This window comes from Ohtaekwangia sp., from assembly GCF_036568665.1.
Taxonomy (GTDB): domain Bacteria; phylum Bacteroidota; class Bacteroidia; order Cytophagales; family Cyclobacteriaceae; genus Ohtaekwangia.
Genome location: NZ_DATCSD010000422.1, coordinates 1 through 20,225 on the forward strand (window position 1 = coordinate 1; position 20,225 = coordinate 20,225).

General features: G+C 44.0%; 23 protein-coding genes. 9 read left to right on the forward strand and 14 right to left on the reverse strand.

The annotated features are described in order from the left end of the window. Positions 1-1,745, reverse strand: a 1,745-nt coding sequence (locus tag VIN08_RS24615; RefSeq protein ID WP_331971217.1) for a lysylphosphatidylglycerol synthase domain-containing protein, incomplete at its 3' end; no start/stop codon positions are given. Between the two features lie 165 nt (positions 1,746-1,910). After that, positions 1,911-3,323, reverse strand: coding sequence for a hypothetical protein (locus tag VIN08_RS24620; protein ID WP_331971219.1), 1,413 nt, complete (start codon positions 3,321-3,323; stop codon positions 1,911-1,913). Between the two features lie 217 nt (positions 3,324-3,540). On the opposite strand from VIN08_RS24620, the gene VIN08_RS24625 reads away from it, so the two are divergent. From VIN08_RS24625 to VIN08_RS24635, 3 genes are all read left to right on the forward strand, one after another. Then, the gene (locus VIN08_RS24625; protein ID WP_331971222.1) at positions 3,541-4,074 is read left to right on the forward strand and encodes a hypothetical protein; all 534 of its coding nucleotides are present in this window, start codon (positions 3,541-3,543) and stop codon (positions 4,072-4,074) included. A gap of 185 nt (positions 4,075-4,259) precedes the next feature. Beyond that, positions 4,260-4,796: a hypothetical protein gene (locus VIN08_RS24630; protein WP_331971225.1), complete on the forward strand. Its 537-nt coding sequence runs from the start codon at positions 4,260-4,262 to the stop codon at positions 4,794-4,796. Positions 4,797-4,952: 156 nt separating this feature from the next. After that, positions 4,953-5,294 (forward strand): ModE family transcriptional regulator, encoded by a 342-nt coding sequence (locus tag VIN08_RS24635; protein ID WP_331971228.1) that lies wholly within the window; start codon positions 4,953-4,955, stop codon positions 5,292-5,294. A 67-nt stretch (positions 5,295-5,361) separates the two neighbouring features. On the opposite strand, the gene VIN08_RS24640 is transcribed toward VIN08_RS24635, so the two are convergent. The 5 genes from VIN08_RS24640 to VIN08_RS24660 all read right to left on the reverse strand — a co-directional run bounded on the left by VIN08_RS24640 (position 5,362) and on the right by VIN08_RS24660 (position 9,579). Next, on the reverse strand, positions 5,362-6,186 hold the full coding sequence (locus VIN08_RS24640; RefSeq protein WP_331971231.1) for a polysaccharide deacetylase family protein: 825 nt from the start codon (positions 6,184-6,186) through the stop codon (positions 5,362-5,364). Between the two features lie 77 nt (positions 6,187-6,263). Continuing rightward, on the reverse strand, positions 6,264-7,673 hold the full coding sequence (locus tag VIN08_RS24645; RefSeq protein WP_331971234.1) for an AcvB/VirJ family lysyl-phosphatidylglycerol hydrolase: 1,410 nt from the start codon (positions 7,671-7,673) through the stop codon (positions 6,264-6,266). A 76-nt stretch (positions 7,674-7,749) separates the two neighbouring features. Beyond that, on the reverse strand, positions 7,750-8,304 hold the full coding sequence (locus VIN08_RS24650; RefSeq protein ID WP_331971237.1) for a DUF4136 domain-containing protein: 555 nt from the start codon (positions 8,302-8,304) through the stop codon (positions 7,750-7,752). A 54-nt stretch (positions 8,305-8,358) separates the two neighbouring features. Next, complete coding sequence (locus tag VIN08_RS24655; protein ID WP_331971240.1) at positions 8,359-8,895, reverse strand: hypothetical protein; 537 nt, start codon at positions 8,893-8,895, stop codon at positions 8,359-8,361. Between the two features lie 27 nt (positions 8,896-8,922). Continuing rightward, positions 8,923-9,579, reverse strand: a complete 657-nt coding sequence (locus VIN08_RS24660; protein WP_331971243.1) for a hypothetical protein — start codon at positions 9,577-9,579, stop codon at positions 8,923-8,925. 168 nt (positions 9,580-9,747) lie between these two features. Here VIN08_RS24660 and VIN08_RS24665 point away from each other — a divergent pair, with 168 nt between their 5' ends. The 3 genes from VIN08_RS24665 to VIN08_RS24675 all read left to right on the forward strand — a co-directional run bounded on the left by VIN08_RS24665 (position 9,748) and on the right by VIN08_RS24675 (position 11,804). Next, on the forward strand, positions 9,748-10,398 hold the full coding sequence (locus tag VIN08_RS24665) for a response regulator transcription factor (protein WP_331971245.1): 651 nt from the start codon (positions 9,748-9,750) through the stop codon (positions 10,396-10,398). Between the two features lie 173 nt (positions 10,399-10,571). Then, on the forward strand, positions 10,572-11,168 hold the full coding sequence (locus VIN08_RS24670; RefSeq protein WP_331971247.1) for an RNA polymerase sigma factor: 597 nt from the start codon (positions 10,572-10,574) through the stop codon (positions 11,166-11,168). 72 nt (positions 11,169-11,240) lie between these two features. Further along, the gene (locus tag VIN08_RS24675) at positions 11,241-11,804 is read left to right on the forward strand and encodes a hypothetical protein (protein ID WP_331971249.1); all 564 of its coding nucleotides are present in this window, start codon (positions 11,241-11,243) and stop codon (positions 11,802-11,804) included. A 178-nt stretch (positions 11,805-11,982) separates the two neighbouring features. On the opposite strand, the gene VIN08_RS24680 is transcribed toward VIN08_RS24675, so the two are convergent. The 4 genes from VIN08_RS24680 to VIN08_RS24695 are packed head-to-tail and all read right to left on the reverse strand — an operon-like array spanning position 11,983 to position 15,188. After that, on the reverse strand, positions 11,983-12,375 hold the full coding sequence (locus tag VIN08_RS24680; protein WP_331971251.1) for a hypothetical protein: 393 nt from the start codon (positions 12,373-12,375) through the stop codon (positions 11,983-11,985). Between the two features lie 53 nt (positions 12,376-12,428). Further along, positions 12,429-13,586 carry an STN domain-containing protein gene (locus VIN08_RS24685; protein WP_331971253.1) on the reverse strand — a complete coding sequence of 386 codons (1,158 nt, stop codon included), beginning with the start codon at positions 13,584-13,586 and terminating at the stop codon, positions 12,429-12,431. A 16-nt stretch (positions 13,587-13,602) separates the two neighbouring features. After that, positions 13,603-14,604 (reverse strand): FecR family protein, encoded by a 1,002-nt coding sequence (locus tag VIN08_RS24690; RefSeq protein ID WP_331971256.1) that lies wholly within the window; start codon positions 14,602-14,604, stop codon positions 13,603-13,605. A gap of 17 nt (positions 14,605-14,621) precedes the next feature. Further along, positions 14,622-15,188: an RNA polymerase sigma-70 factor gene (locus VIN08_RS24695; protein WP_331971259.1), complete on the reverse strand. Its 567-nt coding sequence runs from the start codon at positions 15,186-15,188 to the stop codon at positions 14,622-14,624. Positions 15,189-15,488: 300 nt separating this feature from the next. Here VIN08_RS24695 and yiaA point away from each other — a divergent pair, with 300 nt between their 5' ends. Both yiaA and VIN08_RS24705 read left to right on the forward strand, forming a co-directional pair. Beyond that, a complete protein-coding gene (gene yiaA / locus VIN08_RS24700; RefSeq protein WP_331971262.1) occupies positions 15,489-15,887 on the forward strand; it encodes an inner membrane protein YiaA in 399 nt (132 codons plus the stop codon). Positions 15,888-16,104: 217 nt separating this feature from the next. Then, positions 16,105-16,479 carry a hypothetical protein gene (locus VIN08_RS24705; protein ID WP_331971265.1) on the forward strand — a complete coding sequence of 125 codons (375 nt, stop codon included), beginning with the start codon at positions 16,105-16,107 and terminating at the stop codon, positions 16,477-16,479. An 87-nt stretch (positions 16,480-16,566) separates the two neighbouring features. Here the strand turns inward: VIN08_RS24705 and VIN08_RS24710 are convergent, their stop codons facing one another. After that, a complete protein-coding gene (locus VIN08_RS24710; protein ID WP_331971268.1) occupies positions 16,567-17,145 on the reverse strand; it encodes a hypothetical protein in 579 nt (192 codons plus the stop codon). 368 nt (positions 17,146-17,513) lie between these two features. Next, positions 17,514-18,299, reverse strand: coding sequence for a phosphatase PAP2 family protein (locus VIN08_RS24715; RefSeq protein WP_331971270.1), 786 nt, complete (start codon positions 18,297-18,299; stop codon positions 17,514-17,516). Between the two features lie 257 nt (positions 18,300-18,556). Here VIN08_RS24715 and VIN08_RS24720 point away from each other — a divergent pair, with 257 nt between their 5' ends. Beyond that, positions 18,557-19,651 carry an acyl-CoA desaturase gene (locus tag VIN08_RS24720; protein ID WP_331971273.1) on the forward strand — a complete coding sequence of 365 codons (1,095 nt, stop codon included), beginning with the start codon at positions 18,557-18,559 and terminating at the stop codon, positions 19,649-19,651. 321 nt (positions 19,652-19,972) lie between these two features. On the opposite strand, the gene VIN08_RS24725 is transcribed toward VIN08_RS24720, so the two are convergent. Next, a partial coding sequence (locus tag VIN08_RS24725; protein ID WP_331971276.1) for a T9SS type A sorting domain-containing protein occupies positions 19,973-20,225 on the reverse strand: 253 nt, incomplete at its 5' end.

Here is a 20,225-nt window from a genome sequence, read left to right on the forward strand (position 1 = left end):
TCTCCGTATGAAACAAAACCATTGCCTTCTGTATTAAAGAAGAATTGTTTATCGGGATATACTTTAAAAAAATCGAGGGAAGAGTTGCCATGCTCTTTTACTATATGGAGGGCTTTATCGGCACCATCCTTATCCAGCACCTCATTCTTTGAAAGGTGCATGAGTACATATACTACATACCCGAGAATTAATACGGAACCTGCCTGTATGGAAAAAAGAAAATGATTGTTATCTCCGGCTGAGCGCACATTGCCTGTGAGAAACAACATGGTTTTAATGCTATCCGTAAATGATTCGCGTAACGATAAACGTATTCCCTGCTGGTGACCTTTGATGAGTGAAAAGCCGATAACAGCATATACCAGTAAAATTACTACGGCTATAATAATCTTGCCGGCCGCGCGATATTGAAAAGCGATATCGTGTTTTACAAAATATGCCTTGCTGGTATAGAGCAATACAATGATTGTAACCAACGCAATTAATGCTTCCTCATAATCAATGGCTTTGGTAAGATGGCCGATCAGCGAAAGTATACTTACCAGCAGCGCGATCTTCCACGCATTGCGTGCACCGGTAAGTAAGAAGGCAGACGCTATCAACAGTATCACTCCCAGCACCAGCACTGCAGCTGTAGATAACTGCGTAACGGAGAAAGGTATAAACTCTGCCAGTAATTTTAAACGCTCGGGTATGGCAGGCGTAAGTGCAGAGATAATGTTTACTATCCCCAGCAGCAGCATAAACCCGGCAGGAAAAAACCGAAGCAGTAAATTTCCCCTGCGGAAGAGGAATGAGATCATGCCGGCACCAAAGGGTATCCAAAATTCAAACAGACGAAAGAGCAATGTTACCGAAGCGGCCATCAACACGGGCTGGCCATATAGCGAGAGTATATATACCAGCGATACTTCTATCGCGCCCATACCTCTCAGAAAAGGAGAAACGCTCAGAATGATCACCATTACCACATACCCGACAAAGGAAGCGCCCCATGAAGGATATACTCCCAAGGCCGCCATGGCTATATATAGATGCAGCACACCTACCAGTTCGATCGCGATGGATACTCCCACGGCCCGCAGAAACATACCGGTATTAAAGTATTGATAGCGCAGCTCGTCAATAGATGCTGCAAGCCCGGGAAAGTAATGCACCAGTGTGATGTATATAAAGCCTCGTTGCTGCACAATGCTGCGTGTTATATAAGCCATCGAAAAAAGTAACGCCACCAAAAAGATCATGGCATATACATCGATGTGGCGCAGGTGGTTGCCCAGCAACAAAATACCATAAGCTGGTATAGCAACTATAAATACCGACAGCATGGATGCCACTACAAACAGAAACGAGCCTGAACGTATCTGCGCTTTGGTAAGCTTGTGCCTGTCCAGTTCATTTTCAAAAAAAGCGAGCGAGGTAAAAGCACCTGCCGGCAAAAATGTGCTCACGAAATTTCGCTTGAGAAATAATTGCAGTGATGTTCCCAGCGAAACCGCAGCACCTACACTTCGAAAGGCATATACATATAGTATGGCCTGCAACAAAATATAGCCTGCACATAATGCAAGCCCTGCCGCCAGCCAGCCTATATGAACAGAATGAAATGCCATGCGCACCTGGCCGAGTTGCAAATGCTCGCTGTGTACAAAATAAATCAGGCCCACCAGGAATATACCGGTAACCAAAACCTGTAAAAAGGATCGGTTAAAATAACTTCGCGATAGTCGGAAAGGGAGGTGCATGTTTTAAAGTAGTTTTTCGAATCGTCAGCTTTTAGTGGATCCGCTCAGGTGAAGTATAGATATTAAACGTTATTTATACCGAAGCTGTTCGGGCTTACTATATATATACCGCTATATATGTCAACCTCCGGCTGGGTGGCAGCCGGAGGTTGAAAAAAAAGTTTATTAACGGTGACGTCCGCCACCACCGCCCATGCCCATACCACCACCCATACCTCCTCCGCCATGCCATCCCATAGAATGAAATGACTGCGCCTGGAAGTGGTTGAAGCCTGCACTGTTAAAACGCTGCGGTGCAGAGAAATGCTGTTGCTGTGGTGCCGCAGTTGTCTCGCGCATACGTGGTGCTTCGTGCTGAGCCGGTGCAGAAGTATTTATGTCACGACCTCGGTTGCGTACTGCTGGTGCGTTATCGTTACGCCCCGCCATTACGTGGTTGTTATTGGGATTCATATCTGCCCTGCGATATCCGTCCGGATTACGGTTGATGTTGGTGAAGTGATGGTGCGCCACGGTATTAAATCCGCGGTATACATTTACATTCATGTTACGCACATTCATACGGTGCATATCATAATAGGTATGATAGCTTCTGTACATAGCGGGATAACGGGTATAGCCAAAGCCAAAAAACCAGTTGGCATATAAATGCGAAGGCAAACCACACACTATAATATTACCGGAAGGCCCATAGTAAAAACCGGTTTGGAAATATAGCGGCTGCGGATACCACATAGCGGAAGTATACCAGTATGGATAACCGAACCAATAGGGATAAGGTGTATTGTCGTAATAATTATTTGCCACATACGTTGGGTTGTCGGGCTGATTATACTGTGTGGCAAATTCATCGGCTGCTTTTTTCATTTCGGCCTGCAGCTTGGGATCGTTGTCTACTTCATTTTTATAGGCTGCAAGATCTTTATCGTTTTGCTGCTGGAGCTGATCGTGCAACGAATCGAGTTGCTGCTTTACTCCGTTCGGGTCGGCCTGGTATGCTTCGCCCAGCCCTACCGTTACATCAATGTTATCGGTAAGCAGTGTCATCACATCGGGCATGGATACGATCCTGCGAAAACTCTGCTGCACATTATCCGGATACTTGGCTATAACTTTTTGCATGGAGTTTTCGGACGATTGATACAGATCGTTCATCCGCGACAAATCTTTATAATGATTGTTATAGGCAGCGAGTATATCTTTCTGCGCTTCATCAGGAACGGTCTTCACGATAGACCCTGCCTGCGATGCATTGGCTCCTGCATTTACCAGTTGGGTAACGACATCCGGATAGCGACTCGCCTGGTATAGCACCTGCTGATCTTCGCGTGAATAACCGGATACAAGATCCTGAAATGATTGACTGGTGCGTGCCTGCAGGCGTTCCAGTTTTACCAACACCTGCGGATACTGCGATGCATCTAATATAGCCGCTCGTACATCTGCAGGATAAGGCGCTATAGATGATGAGATCTCGTGATCTTCTCTGGCCAGACTATCCATAAATGACTGGCTTCTGGCTGTGCGTACCAGCATCAGTGTTGCCAGTAACAGGAATACTACTATGCGATGTTTCATATTTCCTCTCTATTAAAAAATGACACCGATCAGAACTGCGAGTGCTATACATCTGTTGTTGCCATCGTTGTACTGCACAGGTTAAAAAGCCCATCGGTCTTGCTTTCCACCTGCTATTAAGATGAGAGCAGGCCTTGAACGTCACAGAAAAAAAATTTTTATGACTGTGTGACTTTTCTCCGGTGACGCATCAAAAGGGCAAACAAACACCAACAGCATGAAACAAATACTCTCAACGATGGTGCTGGCAGTAACCCTGGTAACAGGTGCCGGTGCGCAGAGTGGTGCTGTAAGAATCAGAGCTGTTGAAGCCGAGATTCCGGTGAATGTAATCGAGTCTTTCCGGCGGGATTTTAAAGGGGGAGAAGGTGAAGAATGGTCTATCCTGCCGGTAAAACTTGTTCAGGATGAATACGCGATACCGGCTTATAATAAACGTACCGGTGAGAAGCCAAGCTTCTATAGTGTACGCATCAAAGGATCGGAAGTACATCGCGAAGCACTATACGATACCAACGGACGGTTGCTGCGCATGAAGGAAACCGTAAAAGATACTGCCCTTCCGCCGGAGGTACGCGATGCCATCGAAAAAAGTAATCCCGGATATTCCATCGTCAACAGTGGCGAGATGATAAAAGAAGGGAAGTCGACCGTGACCTGCTATCGGGTATTGATCATGAAAGGAAAAGAGAGAAAGATCATTACGGTAGATCCACACGGAGGACATCTGAAGGAAAAGAAAATTGTTTAGTTTTTTCATAGGGGGTTTAGGTTAAGAAAAGTCCGCGCAGACGGTGCGGCTTTTCTTTCATTTAAAACTTCATTCATATATAGTATATATTTCTCACATCAACATAAACCATATAAATAGATATAGCATGATTTGTTAATACTCGCCACAGGCGGATTTTATTCCACTCATTAATTTCTATTTATATGAAAAAGTCATTCTCACTCATGTTGGGTCTGCTTCTTACCACGATGGTATGGGCCCAGGAAAACGAGACCGTTAAGATCACTCCCGTTAAAAAAGGAGAAGAACCACAAGCCGTTATGGCTGCTATCCGTGCCGATTTTCCCAATGCAGTTGCTACCGATCTGAATTTTCTACCCATGATCCTGTACGGAGAACAATGGGATGTGCAGACCGAAGGAAGCGTTGCTAAATCCGGGGCACAGTTTTACCAGGTAAACGTGCGCCAGGCGAATCAAACTTTTCAGGCGGTATACGACAAGAACGGAAAGCTTCAACATTCCAAACGCATTATCAAACACGCAGAACTTCCACAGGCAGTAGTGGATGCGATCAGCAAAGCACATCCTGATTACAAGATCATTCGCGACCAGGAAAAGATTACATCCGATCCTGCCGGAAAATTGAATATAGTATATCACGTTACCATTCGCAGAGTACACCACATGTCGCGCGGTATATTTATAGACCCTACCGGCAAGATCCTGCGCGATGTATAAAGTATAGTGCGCGGTTTATATATTCACTGCATGCCGCACAAACCCAGCCACTGCCACAGCAGTGGCTTTTTTATTTTCTCCACCCCAACCTTTTCCGCATTCGGCTTTCTACTTTCCGCTTTCGGTTTTATCTTTCAAACCCCTATACATCTTGCCATGAAGAAAAAAGAAATACGCTTACGTTGTTGGATAGATATAGATGGTGTTCGCTTTTTCGGACCAGGTCGCGCTGAATTACTGGAATATATTGAGACCACCGGCTCTATTTCCAAAGCTGCCAAAGAAATGGGCATGTCGTATAAAAAAGCATGGGCCATGATCGATGATATAAACAGCCGCGCATCAAAGCCCTATGTTATCCTGCAGAAAGGCGGACAAAAAGGAGGCGGTGCCGAACTTACCGAGCCTGGTAAAAAAGCAGTGGCTTCGTATAAAAAACTAACCACCAAGCTCTATAATATTATAGATAAAGAAACCGAATTACTCAAACACCTATAAATGCAGCAAGGTATATAGCTGTATATATACCTTGACAAATCGCATTCCTATATAGTTAATCTATCGCTTAATGCTTCCCTTTCAACGGGTGGAGCTCCAGTTTTACAAACGTAAATCCTTGTTGTTGTAAGGCAGGCAATGCCTGCTTCAATGCTTCATAACCATTCCACTCGGGGTGGTTCATGTGCATGATTACGATAGCACCGTGGCGCGCACCGCGCAATAAATTTTCGCGAATTACGGATGCTGGTGTTCCGGCTACAGCATCGCCCGATAACAGATCATAACTGATGATCGTTTCATCGAGGTGCCTGGCTATAGCAGCGCAGGCTTCATCGGTGGTGGCGGTGGCTGACCGGAAATATAGCGGCTTGCGCGAAGTCATTATTTCAATCTTGCGGGCATTGAGTTCTATCTCATCAATGGCTTGACTAACATTAGCTGTGCCATGTATACCATACATCGTTTCACCATCGATCGTACACGGGCGATGGAGCAAACCATGGTTCTCAATTTCAAACAACGGATCTGCCGCGAGTTCCTTTACTTTATCAGGATGTGCATCGATCCATGTGCCACTCAGAAAAAGTGTTGCCGGTATTTTTTCCTTGCGCAGAAAACTAATAAGTTCTTCATCGTAACCACTGCCGTGCGGACCTCCACACGCATCGAAGGTTAAGGCTAATATTTTCTTGTCGGTTACTATATCCTCGTCTACGCCTTTTACAAATGCACCGAACTGTCCGGGCGAGGCATTTTTGAATTTGGTAATTATATCCGCTTTCAGTTTTTGATACGCGGTATCTTCCGCTATAGTACGTTCATTAAAAAATTGCGCATTCGCTATCGATGCGAAGAGCAGAATACAGGAAGTTATGAATATGAGACGCATAAAAAATAAATTAACAGGTTGATTAACGTTATAGAGAGGTTTATTTACGAGATATACTATATATTATACCGATGTTATTAATTGACTGCTTCTTCCCGGTTTAACTTCTTAAGAACAACTTCACGAATAGGTGTATGCTCATTATGATAATGATGATCGCCTTCCACCAGTGCGACTTGTAAGGACGAATGATGTAATGCTGCCGCAGGCCTGTTACTTTCTTCTTTACCATAGATCACCAGTGTTTCAGGCGACATCTTCATGATCTCGGGCATCACTGGAAATTGCTGTGACGATGTTTTGTTAAACCAGCTTGCAAAATGAAATTCAAAATCGGCATAGTCATCGGGAGAGAGTAATACAACCAAACGGAGTTTTGCACGGAGATCTTCCGGCAGTTCGTTCGCCACAAATGGCATCACATCTGCACCAAACGAATATCCCAACAATATAAATGAATCGCGATGCCACTGTTGCATATAGTAGCGAATCAGGTTTACTATATCATGCGTTGTTTGCTGCGGTGTGCGGGCCGTCCAGAAGTAACGCAATGCATCTACGCCTGCCACCGGAACGCCATGCGCAGAGAAGTCGACACCGAGATTCTGAATAAAGCCTTTCCACCCGCCATCACCGGATATAGCGATCATAACTGGCTGATCGGTAGCCGCAGCGCAAGGCAATTCCGTTACCGGTAAATTTCCCGGCCGTGCTATAGCAGCCTCCTCTTTCTTTGCCCGGTTCACTATATCACTATAGGCTTGCATAAACTGTGGCTGCCAATCTTTAGGTTTGGAAAATCCATGCCCCACGCGCTGCAGCCGGTATATCTTCTCGCCCGGTATAGATTTCATAAATGCAGCAGTGTGTTCTACGTTACAGATGTGGTCGAGCTCGCCAATCAATACAGCAAATGGTGTTGTGAGGTTTTTACGTGGCAACAAGTCATATCCTTTTCCATCGGGCATCGTGGTATAGTGCAGGCCGCTTCCTTCGCACAATGGTTTTGTGCTTATTATATCCGGACAAAAACCTAGTGCTATACCTCCCTTATAGGTTTCCAACGGAGCCTGCGCCATTACACCATAGATCAACGTAGCTCCTGACGAATAGCCGCACAACACCGGCAGCTGATAATGCTGAAAGGTATATTTCCGTTGTAGAAACTGGCTAAGATTCTCGAAGTCAGCCGAAGCATATATACAGGCATCGGTTGTATGCTCGGCATTTTTCCAATAGTGCAGTATATCTATACCGGCTACAACGGCTCCTCTGGCGGCCAGGCTTTTTGCCATATCAATAACACCATAGCGCCAGCCTGCATCGCCTGAGACAAACAGCACCAGTTCTGTTGGTGGTGTTTGAGCCTGACGGTATATATGTACCGTACCAAACCGGCTGAACGTTACAGAGTCTGTAACAATCGTATCGGCATGTACTATCAATACCGAGCAACAAACTATACTTAACATCAGGAGCATTTTCATTATATACCGATTTATACTGACATCCTTTATAAAAAAGGCCAGTCATACAACGACCGGCCTGCAGGTGGAAACAGAATTATACTTTCGGAGGAAAGTGCCGGAAAGATTTAGACACTTCTTTATCGACAAATTTAGCTTCGTTGAAGTTGTTGATATGCGCTACGGCATACGCGCGCCACACCAGTTGATCGGTTTTTGCATCCAGCATATCGATGATGAGCGTGCCCTCTTCATAGCGCGATACCCAGAAATTATTCCATTGCGGTCCCCACCAGCCACCTAAACCATAAAAGCGATAGTAAGGATAAAAGAAGCCCGGATTGGATATATAGTTTTGCACTTCCTGCTTCTCGCGGGCACCTGCCAGGTAGGTAACGATTATATCCGGATGTATATCCGAGGGTGTAAGACCTTTTGCTTCCAGGTCGCGTGTTACCGCTTGCTTCACATTGGCATCCATAAACGTATTATCCGTATCGGTTACACCCAGCTTACGAATTACTTTCCCCGACTCGAACCTGAACGTTTTATACTTTTTAAAATCTATACTTTTATCAAAGTCAACATGCACCTGGGCCATTGCTGCAGCGCCTGCTAGCATCAGCGCTGTAAAAAACAGTTTTGTTTTCATACCATTCACCATTTAAGTTTTACACGAATAGCATTCACTACTATTTATTATCTGTTAATTAGATGTAAGGCCAACCATTCTGTCACCCCGGGCGGCCACTTCTATTTCCAACACATGCTCGTCATTTATACTGGCTAAATATTTACTGCCCTCGCGCAGGTATAGCTGCACGTTAAAGTATAGTCTGTCTACCGGCATCGATCCGCCAAACGTTACTTCATCCTCAAAACGATACGTACCTATGCGTAATTCTCCCGGCAAGTCGGTAGAAGATTTTGTTTTCAGAAATGCAAAATCAATTTGTCCGGGCAGTGCAGCGTTCAGCACAATAGTACTTGCTCCGGCCATCATCTTCCGCATAAAATTCATATCGGCAGAATCGCGCAGCGAACGGATCGATGTTTCGGGAATCATAAATTCAAAACGCTGCAATGCGTCATTCAGCTTGGCCTCCAGCCGCATCGATACAAACTCGTAATCTCTCTTATCGGTAAGTATACGAATACGACATTCGTTAGCACCGGTAAATTGCGTCTGACTGAATGCATGCGAAACCACGAGCATCAAAACAACGGCCAGTATATTTTTCATGAAATAAAATTTTTAATACAGTATATATCAGGGATTGAAGCGCGTTTCCCATTTCATTAACAGGCTATCGACATCGTTTATACTTTCCTTCAATTCCTCTTCGGATATCTTATCACCTTTCTGCATGCGCTGCGATAAAGCCGCTACATCGTTCAGTATAATTACCTCTTCGCGTGTAGGGGTATAATGATGAAGCTTTATATAGTGATGGGCATGGTTCACCGCTGACTGAAAATGTGAACCGGCAATTTCTTCCGACTGACTAAAAAATTCAGTCTCTGTTACCCGCAAGCGCAGATGAGCCAACGCATGCGCTGCACGCCCAAATGCTTTGTTCAATTGTTCAATAGACGATACATGATTTACTGCTACACTGTCGGCCAGTTGTTGCAGTTCATTGGCAGAAACTTCGATCGATCTTTTGTTCGCCTGATTGTTCGAAGCAATCTTATGCATGGCCTTCACGCTTTCGCGGATATAGTCGGCACTCTGTTTATACTCACCCTTTGCATACGATTCTATTGCGAGCCAGAATTGTTCATCCGGCTGTACTTCTGTCAGCGAGATTTCATTTTCACCTCGCGGAGTTGCAGCTTGTGCCGTTGTTTGTTCCTGCCGATGCTGGCAGGACGATAGCACTGCTGTGATGATCAGCAGCCCTATCGGAACGAAATAATTTTTCATAACCTGATAATTTACCTGATACCACTTCCCTTCCCCGAATTGCTATGTATAGCAGCAAACAGATGATGCGCTATACCTCACATTACAGTCTTTGGATGCCGGGCTGCTAAAAAGTCACTGGAATGTTCGGCCGGAATGTATACTTTTGAAAGAAATACAAGTTGCTGTATGGAGAAGATACGTGTTGTTATTGCAGACGATCACAAGCTTATACGGGTTGGCCTGAATGCCATTCTGCAACTGGAAAACGATGTTGAAGTAGTTGCTGAAGCAGAGAACGGCATCGAGGTAGCCGCTATACTGAAAGAGAAAGTGGTCGATGTGATCCTGATGGATATAGATATGGGTATTCCCAATGGCATTGACACTACGTATAAGATCAAATCCGATTTTCCGGATGTAAAAGTGCTGGCTATAACACAGCACGAAGAGCGCGACTATATATTAAAAATGCTGGAGGCCGGTGCCAGTGGCTACCTGTTAAAGAACTGCGGCCGTGACGAGCTGCTGGCGGCTATCCATGCCGTTGTAAATGGTGACAGTTACTTTAGCCAGAGTGTTTCGGCAACGCTGCTCAAAGCTATTACCGATTTAAAAAGTGCACCCAAATCTTCTTCCAAAGCTGACAATCCATTGAGCGATCGCGAGATCGAGGTGCTTCGCCTCATTGTACAAGAATATTCGAATGTCGAGATCGCTGAAAAACTTTTCATCAGCGTGCGCACAGTTGATACCCACCGCAGAAACCTGCTGGAAAAACTACAGGCAAAAAATACCGCTGGTCTAGTGAAATACGCCATTGAAAAAGGGCTGGCCTGATCCGTACGGTTTTATACGGAGAACGCCTCTACGCTTTTTTACCTAGTGCCGCTCAGCCTTTATACCGACTGGGCTACCGGTTTTCTGTGATTTTATAAAATACGTTTTTTCGCTCTACCCGCACAGCGCGCGTGATTGCACCTTTACTGCGTTGAAACCAAACAGTAAGCGCTATGAAAAACTTCAGTCATTTTTCCGATGAACAACTAATCTCCTATACTCTTCAAAATGACAATGCGGCTCTTGGCGAGTTATATAACCGATACTTCAAGAAGGTATACCAAAAGTGTTTATCTATTCTGAAAGAAGAAGACATTGCTTTTGATGTTGCCCAGGATTCGATCATGAAAGCTTTTGACAAGCTTGATACTTTTAAAGGTGACGCTCAATTTTCTACGTGGCTATATATTATCATTCACCGCGACTGCCTCGCGTACCTGCGCAAGAAAAATAAAACCAACCTGGTGAGCCTGGAAGAAAATACGGGCGATGATGAGAACGAAAGCAGCAGCTTTGCTCTGATGCCTGAAACTGACAAGAACGACCAGGAGAGCATCATGTTCGCACTGATTGATCACTTGCCACAGGAAGAAAAGAGTTTATTGCTGCAGAAATATCAACAGGGAAAATCCATTGAAGATCTGCAGGCAGATTATCATTTAACATCGAGTGCCGTAAAGATGCGCTTGAAACGTTCGAAAGATAAAGTAAACCAGCTATACTGGGTTGCTTTGGCATCGGGCCTTTCTACAGCGCTGGCGTTGATGTAATACGCGTTTCCACTTTTTATCAATCTATACTGTGCTGCATCTTTACGGGTGCAGCACGAACTTTTACATCCGGTGAAGAGCTGCATTGTATATCCCTTCCTCTCTCATCTTAATTTCAGCAGTGGATATTTTTGGGCGATGGAGCTGGCCCGCAAGATCAGTGTACCACTCGTATTGGTCACCATCGTTTCGCGCAAATATAGCCAGCGTGAGAAGAAGGCTTTTCATCATGCCTACACACAGGCACATGCAGCCTATACGTTGCAAGCCGGTAATATACTTCCGGAATCTTCCATTAATACGCAACACATCTGTCTGGAAGCTGAAGGCCTTTGCCCTATAGATGAGTTTGCCCCAAAGCTGGCAGCCTTTGCTGCACAAAAGACGGATGCTATTCTGGTATTGCCACCCGATCTTTTCTCTACTGCCGATCAGGCCCAGTTAATCGATTCCTCTTATAGCGCTATTCTGTTACCACAAGGTATTGATCAAACGGTTACGCCTGCGTCCGAAAAATTCTATGATGTATTCCGATCAAGTCATCATGTACGCATGCACCGAAAGGTATTGCACGAGCTCAGCAAAGACCGAGCGTTGTTTAATTACTTCACATCCGTATTCGGAAGAAAACATTAGACGATCGTGTAAAATATACCGGTAAGGCTCAGCATGATGATCCTGGTAAAGATCGATCTTCTCAACAGGTATAGCACGGTTTCTCTGCCGCGGTTACCATATATAGGCATCGTATCAAAAAATGATCAACTGATTTGACGATACGCTTATTATGTGAGTATATATTAATTATCGTCGATCACTGAGTAGTAACGTTGTTACAGCTTGTATACAGATGCTGCCACGTGGCACGCTGGTTGGCATTCAATACTTTAAATACGGTTTGCTCTCTCCTCTTTTGTAACTGGCGCACTTCATCTTCGCATTTCTCTGTATTGAAAAAGTATTTTGAATAGGCTTTCGCCATCTGATCATAGTATTCGTACGTGATCTCCTGCATCTTTACCGTTTGAGATGCATCAAGCTTCAAGGTACACTGCAGCTCTGCAGTAGAATGCTCTACCGAAATTTTACGCTCTTCCCACTGCTGCATCAGGTTGATCAACGCAATGATCAGCAAGGCAGAGAATGCCCAAACAGCTTCTTTTAAATTATAGGAAGGATTCAATAGAAAACTTTTAGTTGCTGGCATAAGATCTTTCGTTTAGTACCACAACTAAGAGACAGGCAAAAATCAACTTGCCACTATGGGCGCCTGAAAAAATTTATTCTATAAGTAATGCTGGTTTCCCAGCCGACCATAACCTTGCTGGCCGTGAAGTTATTCTCGGAGGTGCGCACCACTTCCATAATGGAGTGCATGGCCGGAGCTGTTGAATAAGAAGTTTTAAATCCCGGGGCACCACCATCCATAGGCTGACCTGCTACTTTGGTGCGGTCTATCACAAACACATTGGTATTGCGCATCGAAAATTTAGTCTTGAGATAACCAATGGAAGGGCCGAAGCGTATGTTGATGTTTGGTGTAACGGCAAGTTGAAACATGAGCTTTACCTGGTGATGCCGTGACGAAAGTTTGATGTCGTTCTCAATTGTTTTATGAAATGTGCTTACTTCAAAATTCCGTTTCTCCCGTATAGTTCCATACGTATATACTGGTGTAAACGAGAAGTTGCGTGTAAGCAACAACGATGTACCTAATCCATAAGCGCCATAATATTTACCATCTCTCTTCAGCCATGACGGATTTACCACTACATATAGCGAGCGTAAACCTGCCTGCAACTCAGTACCTATAGCATAATCGTTGATCATAAAACCACCAGCTATATACCAGCTGCGATGGCGGCTCTTCAGGTTTATTTTCCGGATCTCGCGTGGCGGAAGCTTGCGCAGCGAAGTTGAATCAAAGTATATATGAAAATCTTCGAGATGGCGGGTGAAGTATGTATCAGTGGTAGCTGATACTGGTGTTTCTGTTACTGGCTTGCGACTTATACTGGCAGTATACGATGCGTTGTCTACTACCATCGGCATATAGGCCGTTACTTTATCAAGCTCAGTTTTTTGTCGGCTGATGGGTTTGGAAGTAGTAGCTATCGCCGGGTTAACGGTAACAACTTTTATAATTACGTACCGATCTCTTTTTCTGAATGTGAGGTTCATCTGGTTGCCCAGCAGGAGGAGTACTTTTTCAAGAGGTGCTTCCTTTACCGATATAGATACCGGGCGATCTACATCAATTTCGTTGGAGCTATAAATAAAGTGCAGACCTGTGATAGCTGAAAGTTTATCGACCAGAACATGAAAGGGAGTATTGGTGCAGGTAATGGTAATACCTTTTACGGGCAGCGATGCCTTCATATACTGCGGAAATGCACCCGTGCCGGTGTATAGCAGCATTACCGCGACTATAAGTCTACGGACAACCTTCGCCTTCCAGGGTAAACACATTCCCATTTTTCGCCACCGATAGATTTAATGTCTCCGCGATTAAATTTAATAGATTTTCTGCAGAATCATTGTCAAAGGTAGCAGTCAGACGGCAATTATTAATATTCTTATTTAAAAGTCTGATCGAATAGGGGTATGCCTTTTCGATATCCATAATCACTTCTGCCATTGGCTGGTCTTTGAAAACGAGTTGTCGTGTAGCATATCCCCACGAGTTAGCGTTAACTGAATCTCTCACCTGTATACCCTGTTCTGCTGCCCGGATAACGGCTGTTGATCCTGCTTCCAGGTAACTGCTGTCGGTAGCAGTATATACCAATACCTTTCCTTCTTTTACACTTACCTCCACGCCATCTTTTCGTGTAACAACATTAAACGCTGTGCCTATTACGCGTATATCGGCTGCAACGGTATGGATAATGAACGGCACTTCTTTATTGGGAGTGACCTTGAAAAATGCTTCACCTTCCGTTAACCGCACGGCACGCTCAATGGCACCAAAGCTTGGCGGATATAGCAGTGTGCTGTTATGATACAGTATAGCAACCGAGCTATCGGGCAACCCTACGCGTTGCGATGCATTTTTTGTAGTAACATTTACCTCCGCTATTTTATCATCGTGCATGCGGATATAGAGGAGCAAGCCGGCAATGATTGTAATAAGCAACGATGCGGCTATACGAAACAGCATGTTGCCTGTTCTGCGTGGTGCAGGTTCTTTCCACATCGGTGTAACGGATGTTAACCGAGCCTGCAACGTATTCCACGCACGTTGAGAACTTACCTCACGCGGAGTTCTTGACGGATAGGCGCTGTTCCATGCGGTTTCTATCTTTTCATAGTACGAGCGGTTCTCGGCAAGCACCAGCCAGTCCTGAAGCGCCATAGCTTCTTCAGGCGTAGCCTCACCCGCCAAATACCTGACGATTAGTTCGTCTTTTATCTCAATGTCATTTTCACGTTTCACTCCGGCACAGGTTTATGTTAAAATATACTATCCTTTAGTTTCAATCGTAAGATCCGTAATGCCTTACTGATCTGGTTCTCGATGGTGTTTACCGATATATTTAATTTCTTCGCTATCTCGGCATAGCGTAATTCTTCATAGCGACTCATTACAAAAATGTTTCGGCACTGCTCGGGCAATTCATCAATAGCAGCACGTATGCTCTCGGATAATTCTTCCGGAAACACTTCGGGCTGCTGCGAAGCATGTATACCCTGCTGCAAGCCATACTCCTGGTGCTTCAGCTTTATCACCTTATGCTCGAGTGTATTGATGCATTGATGATATACCGCACGAAACAGATATGATCTGATCGATTGCTGTATCGTCAACTCTTCACGCTTCTCCCATATCTTCAGAAACATAGACTGCACTATATCTTCTGCTTCATCCATGTCCTTCACTATCGTGCAGGCATATTGGCAAAGATTTTCATAACAGGCGTGAAACACCTGCTCGAAGGCATCTTTGTTTCCGCTTTGTATAGCGTTTATAATGTCACGATCAGCCAACTGCACCGTATATTCGTTGTAGATAGGAATCAAATCTATTTATTTTCCACCTTTCGTATTGCTTCAAAGACAGGTAATTGATGCCCTACCACTATCGATATTAGCAAAAATTCGTGAGTATATACCCTGAAAATGAAGGCTCTGCTAGGCAGAAACACTGGGTTTATGGAAGATAACCGCAGAATGGTCGCGGATCATGCAGGGCTGGTCGCATATCCACACTCACAGCAATTCCGTATACTTGAACCAAAATTGTGGACGCCAGAAACCACTTTTATAAAAACGGGGCGGAACCGAAAAGCCATACGAGTAGGGAAACGAAACAAAAAATCAATGAATCAGAAACCATCCAATGCATTTATCGGCGCATCCTGGGTTGCTTTGTTTGCAGGTGTACTTGCTTTTAACATCGGCCTCTGGAATGCAGACATGCTGCTGAATGAAAAAGGATATTACTTTACCGTATTAATGTACGGTTTGTTCTCTGCTATATCGCTCCAGAAAAGTGTGCGCGACCAACTGGAAGGTATACCGGTAACAAATATTTACTACGGCCTGAGCTGGTTCTCTACTATACTGGCCGTGGTGCTGCTGGTAGTAGGATTGTGGAACGCAACGCTTACCCTAAGCGAAAAAGGATTCTACGGCATGTCGTTCGTGCTGAGCCTTTTTGCTGCCATCGCAGTGCAAAAGAATACACGCGATAGCCGCCAGACTGAAGTGAAAGAATAATTTCTTACGGAAACAGCGCCATTCTCGTTGGCGCTGTTTCTTTCAACCTATACACCATCATCGAGTTGCTGAAAAGTGATTCATTGCGCAGCGCATCCTGGTCTGTTATCCGGTTCATCACGCTATGGCTACTGAATAAAAGATCCCTGCTGAAGAAATTCACCCAACAGAAAAATTTCCCTAAGCATCGCATTGGTGATTTTACTATCTTATCACGATGAAACAGATGCCCCTGATGCTGATAGCGCTCATCGCTATAGCCTGCTCACCATGCTATCGTAAAACTAAAATCACAGTAGTGTCCTACCGTATTGGAAAAATGGTTGATCATCACCTGGACCTCCGCAGAAAAAATTACTTTGATTATTACCAGCGCATTGTAGGACTCACCAAGATCGAACACTTCAAAGGCACATATCGCCAGCAAGGCGACACGCTATATTTTACCTTTTGTGAGAACAGGATTCCCCAGGATTTAACGGGCAAGGCCTACATCGATTCGGCCGCGAACGAGATTGTTATGCTGCAGAAAGACCCGATCTATAATCAGCGGTTAACAATTCGTAAAGACAAGCGCAAAAAGCATCAGTAATCACAATAAAAAAGTGCTGCCGTTTTCACAGCAACACTTTCTTCGGGGTCTCTTTTTTTAAAGAGTATATCTAATTATCGTGACAGATTACAGGCTGAGTGTTTTAGCAACACCATTGGAATCTGTTACTTCGAATGTTACGGCACCATGGTAGTTCTCCAGGTTGTAGATGCGAGCAAAGTCGCCATCAGCTTCTTCTTTCGCATTGTATAACAATGTACCGATAGAGTCATAGATCTTTACAGTAAGTACATCTGCACCTTTGTTGGCAACGGTAAGTATATATTTGCTAGGCTCACCGGCTACGTGCAATACATTCGCCAGTTTCTCTACTTTACCAAAGTGATAATTAACACGTTCTACCTGGCGACCATTTTCACCTACCAGTTCTATAGTATATTCTCCTTCTTTCAGGTTAGAGAAATTATAGGGTCTTACAAAGCCATCTACATTCTGTATAGTTTCAGCATATACCAGTTTGTTCTTTGCATCCAGTATAGATACTTTAACATCTGCTGGGCGTGTTCCTTTATAGAACAATTTTATAGTAGTACCATTTTTCATGATAGCCATACCAGTAGATGCATTCGGATTTTCAATGGCTCCGGCAAACATAGCGCTTGTAGAAATCAACATAGCAGCTGCGATTGATAAGATGTTTTTCATATTGTGTTGTGATTAAAGTTCGTTGTTTTTATATGACACTAAGACGAACCGAATATTCGTTTTGTTGCAGCGCAAACGTTAATTTTTCTTAACATCAGAGGTTTACACCGAAACTGCCGCATAGTTTTATTCTGCCAACCGGAAGCGCGTCAAACGAAAGTATTTTGATTTGGATGCAGATTCTACTAAAAAACAACCGGGTACGTTTTTAACAGAAAAATGTTCCGTAACAAAAAATTAATAATTACCGGTATATATATACTATATTTTTCAGTCGATATATAGGTTGCGGTGATGCAAGTGAACGAATATGTACACTTTTGTCCCGAAAGTGTACAAACCATTGGCAGCAAATAGAAAACTCACGCTTACGGTGTGTGGAGATCAGGCCGCTTATTGGGGATTAGCAACTTTTGTGTTACCGAAAAACTAAGCAATGTATGCGAAACAATGAGGCCTAATGCCGCACCAGCGCTCACATCCAATGCTGAATGCACGCCTAATGCAACGCGGGAAAATCCAACCAGCACAGCCCATATAAGTGGCAGACTATAGAACCATTTGATGCGAGTACCAGAATAATATATACTAAAAGCTAATATACTCGCGAGCAAAAATGCATTGAATGAATGCCCCGAAGGAAATGATGAACCCGCTTCATATATCCAATGATCCAATACACGTTTATCAATCTTGCCAAAAGAAAGTGTATCTGACTGAATGAGTTGCTGAAAGAAAATTCTTCTGTCAGATTCCGGCAGGGTATATATAGAGTCTAGCCGGGCAGTAGAATGTGTTTGCTCTAATATATAGGTGTGACTGGGCCGTGCACGTTGCAAGGCTGGTTTTATACCATACTCATTAACAAAAGCAAAAACAAACAGAATGATAAAGAGTACGAGGAAGGTGCGGAAGAATGCCTTTGCCTTCGCACCTGCCGAAGGTGCATTGATCGCATAGAATATACCAGCCGCCAAAACAATAAGGGGTGTGCCGGCCCTGCCGGCCGATTCGGTTATCCAATAAAATACAGAACACCAAACGCTATCTTTTGAACAGGCTAAAAATTCCGGAGAAAGAAACCAGACCGAACCTAGTAGTATTGCATACAACGGCAGTGATGCCTGAAGCAGGGGTTTTATACTGTACTTCACACAGGAAAGTTACGAAAAATGGAAAACCCTTGCCTCTATAGAAATTTTTAAAACAGGTTCCTTAAAAGTTGAGAACACGTCTCTTTACTCCTCATTATACCTTATTCACGCTCTTTCACGATCCGACTATAGGAAATAGACACTCACCTGAGTTCTTTCTTGCCACATGATCGCCCAATCATACACTAAGTTTATTTACCACAACGGGCAGACAATAGCTTATGGCAGTTTCTTTCCCTATATTGATGCAGATAATTATGCAAAAATTAAAATTCAACAAAGATTGTTCTGGTTTCTATGCTACGGTAAAAGAAAGAGTCGATCATTACTTCACCTCAAACAACATTTCAAAACAGGCCGATGGCCGGATGATATTCAAATCGGTATTCTTTCTGGGTGGTACATTCAGTTTATACCTGCTAATTCTCTCCGGACAATTTTCCCTACCAGGGATGCTTATACTTTCCATTATGCTGGGGATGTTTGCAGCCTTTGTCGGTTTTAATGTTTGCCACGATGCCTTGCATGGTTCCTACTCCTCGCACCAGTGGGTAAATGATGCGCTCGGCTCTGTATTTCACCTGCTGGGTGCCAATACTTATAACTGGAAGATTTCGCACAATACGGTTCACCATATGTATACCAACGTACATGAACATGACGATGACCTTATTGTAGCACCGGGATTGATCCGCGTTTGTCCGCAGGATAAATCTACCAGCATCCAGCGCTACCAGCATTACTATGCTTTTCTGCTATACGGTATGGCCAGCCTCGCATGGATCTTCAGTAAAGACTATGTTAAGTTCTTTCAGAATAACATCGGCAAAAGCTGCGATACTACTACGCACCCGCGGATTGAATTCTTCAAGCTATTCTTCTTTAAAGCTCTTTATTATTTTCTGGTAATAGCCCTGCCGTTGATGGTACTGGATATATCGGTATGGCAATTTGTAGTAGGCTTTGTCTGTATGCAATTAGCTAAAGGCCTTGTACTGGGACTTGTGTTTCAACTGGCTCATATTGTTGAGGACCTTGAATTTCCTGAACCCGATCATACCGGGAATATTGATGATATATGGGTAGCCCACCAGTTGCGCACCACGGCCAATTTTGGAAGCGGAAGTTCTATTACTACATTTCTATGTGGCGGACTGAACATGCAGATCGAACATCACATTTTTCCTAAAGTTTGCCATATACATTACCCTGCTATTGCTGGTATAGTAAAGCAAACTGCTGCAGAGTTTGGTTTACCATATCATGAAAACACGTCATTCGCTACAGCATTGGCATCACATTTTCGTGTACTTAAAAAATTAAGCAGACAACCTGTACTGGCTGTCGCATAAATCACTTCTGTATCAATCCGCATTCTTTTATCCTACGCAGTATCTGTGTATGATAGAAGAATGTTTTTTTTCAGATCATCTGACAGGATTAGAAGACTGTATCTGGTCTGCTTAAAAGAGGATTGAAAATTACCATTGTGCATTTACAATGGCCATTAATCTATAGCTAAGTGACGCTTAATACATCATTACCGACTATTATACTCTGTTACTCACGCACAACCTGTACCTGACGGACACCTGTTTTAGAAGCAAGTCTTATAGGATACAAACCCGCTGGACTAAAATCATATTTCCCCCTCCAATCGATATAAGTCCATGCTACCTTCCTATATATACTTTAGTAGTATAATACGATTGTCCAATCTGCAAACGAAGTAAGTATACGCCAGCACTTGTGTGTTGTGCATCTACCTCGTAGGTCTGATTGAGTACATCTTCGAGGGTTTGAGCCGTTACCTGCCGGCCCATAACATCAACAAGCTGATATTGCACAGGCTGTCGCTCGGAGAGATTGAAGGTGATGTAAAAATCGTTCGGGGTTATTGGATCACTGTCGTACACAACAAATGGA

What these genes read in the sequence shown, in the direction of transcription:
- VIN08_RS24680 (WP_331971251.1), bottom strand. Translation starts at nt 12,375, where the DNA reads ATGCCAGCAACTAAAAGTTTTCTATTGAATCCTTCCTATAATTTAAAA.
- VIN08_RS24705 (WP_331971265.1), top strand. Translation starts at nt 16,105, where the DNA reads ATGAAACAGATGCCCCTGATGCTGATAGCGCTCATCGCTATAGCCTGC.
- VIN08_RS24635 (WP_331971228.1), top strand. Translation starts at nt 4,953, where the DNA reads ATGAAGAAAAAAGAAATACGCTTACGTTGTTGGATAGATATAGATGGT.
- VIN08_RS24640 (WP_331971231.1), bottom strand. Translation starts at nt 6,186, where the DNA reads ATGCGTCTCATATTCATAACTTCCTGTATTCTGCTCTTCGCATCGATA.
- VIN08_RS24685 (WP_331971253.1), bottom strand. Translation starts at nt 13,586, where the DNA reads ATGCTGCTATACACCGGCACGGGTGCATTTCCGCAGTATATGAAGGCA.
- VIN08_RS24665 (WP_331971245.1), top strand. Translation starts at nt 9,748, where the DNA reads ATGGAGAAGATACGTGTTGTTATTGCAGACGATCACAAGCTTATACGG.
- VIN08_RS24650 (WP_331971237.1), bottom strand. Translation starts at nt 8,304, where the DNA reads ATGAAAACAAAACTGTTTTTTACAGCGCTGATGCTAGCAGGCGCTGCA.
- VIN08_RS24630 (WP_331971225.1), top strand. Translation starts at nt 4,260, where the DNA reads ATGAAAAAGTCATTCTCACTCATGTTGGGTCTGCTTCTTACCACGATG.
- VIN08_RS24660 (WP_331971243.1), bottom strand. Translation starts at nt 9,579, where the DNA reads ATGAAAAATTATTTCGTTCCGATAGGGCTGCTGATCATCACAGCAGTG.
- VIN08_RS24655 (WP_331971240.1), bottom strand. Translation starts at nt 8,895, where the DNA reads ATGAAAAATATACTGGCCGTTGTTTTGATGCTCGTGGTTTCGCATGCA.
- VIN08_RS24670 (WP_331971247.1), top strand. Translation starts at nt 10,572, where the DNA reads ATGAAAAACTTCAGTCATTTTTCCGATGAACAACTAATCTCCTATACT.
- VIN08_RS24625 (WP_331971222.1), top strand. Translation starts at nt 3,541, where the DNA reads ATGAAACAAATACTCTCAACGATGGTGCTGGCAGTAACCCTGGTAACA.
- VIN08_RS24710 (WP_331971268.1), bottom strand. Translation starts at nt 17,145, where the DNA reads ATGAAAAACATCTTATCAATCGCAGCTGCTATGTTGATTTCTACAAGC.
- VIN08_RS24720 (WP_331971273.1), top strand. Translation starts at nt 18,557, where the DNA reads ATGCAAAAATTAAAATTCAACAAAGATTGTTCTGGTTTCTATGCTACG.
- VIN08_RS24620 (WP_331971219.1), bottom strand. Translation starts at nt 3,323, where the DNA reads ATGAAACATCGCATAGTAGTATTCCTGTTACTGGCAACACTGATGCTG.
- VIN08_RS24645 (WP_331971234.1), bottom strand. Translation starts at nt 7,673, where the DNA reads ATGAAAATGCTCCTGATGTTAAGTATAGTTTGTTGCTCGGTATTGATA.
- yiaA (WP_331971262.1), top strand. Translation starts at nt 15,489, where the DNA reads ATGAATCAGAAACCATCCAATGCATTTATCGGCGCATCCTGGGTTGCT.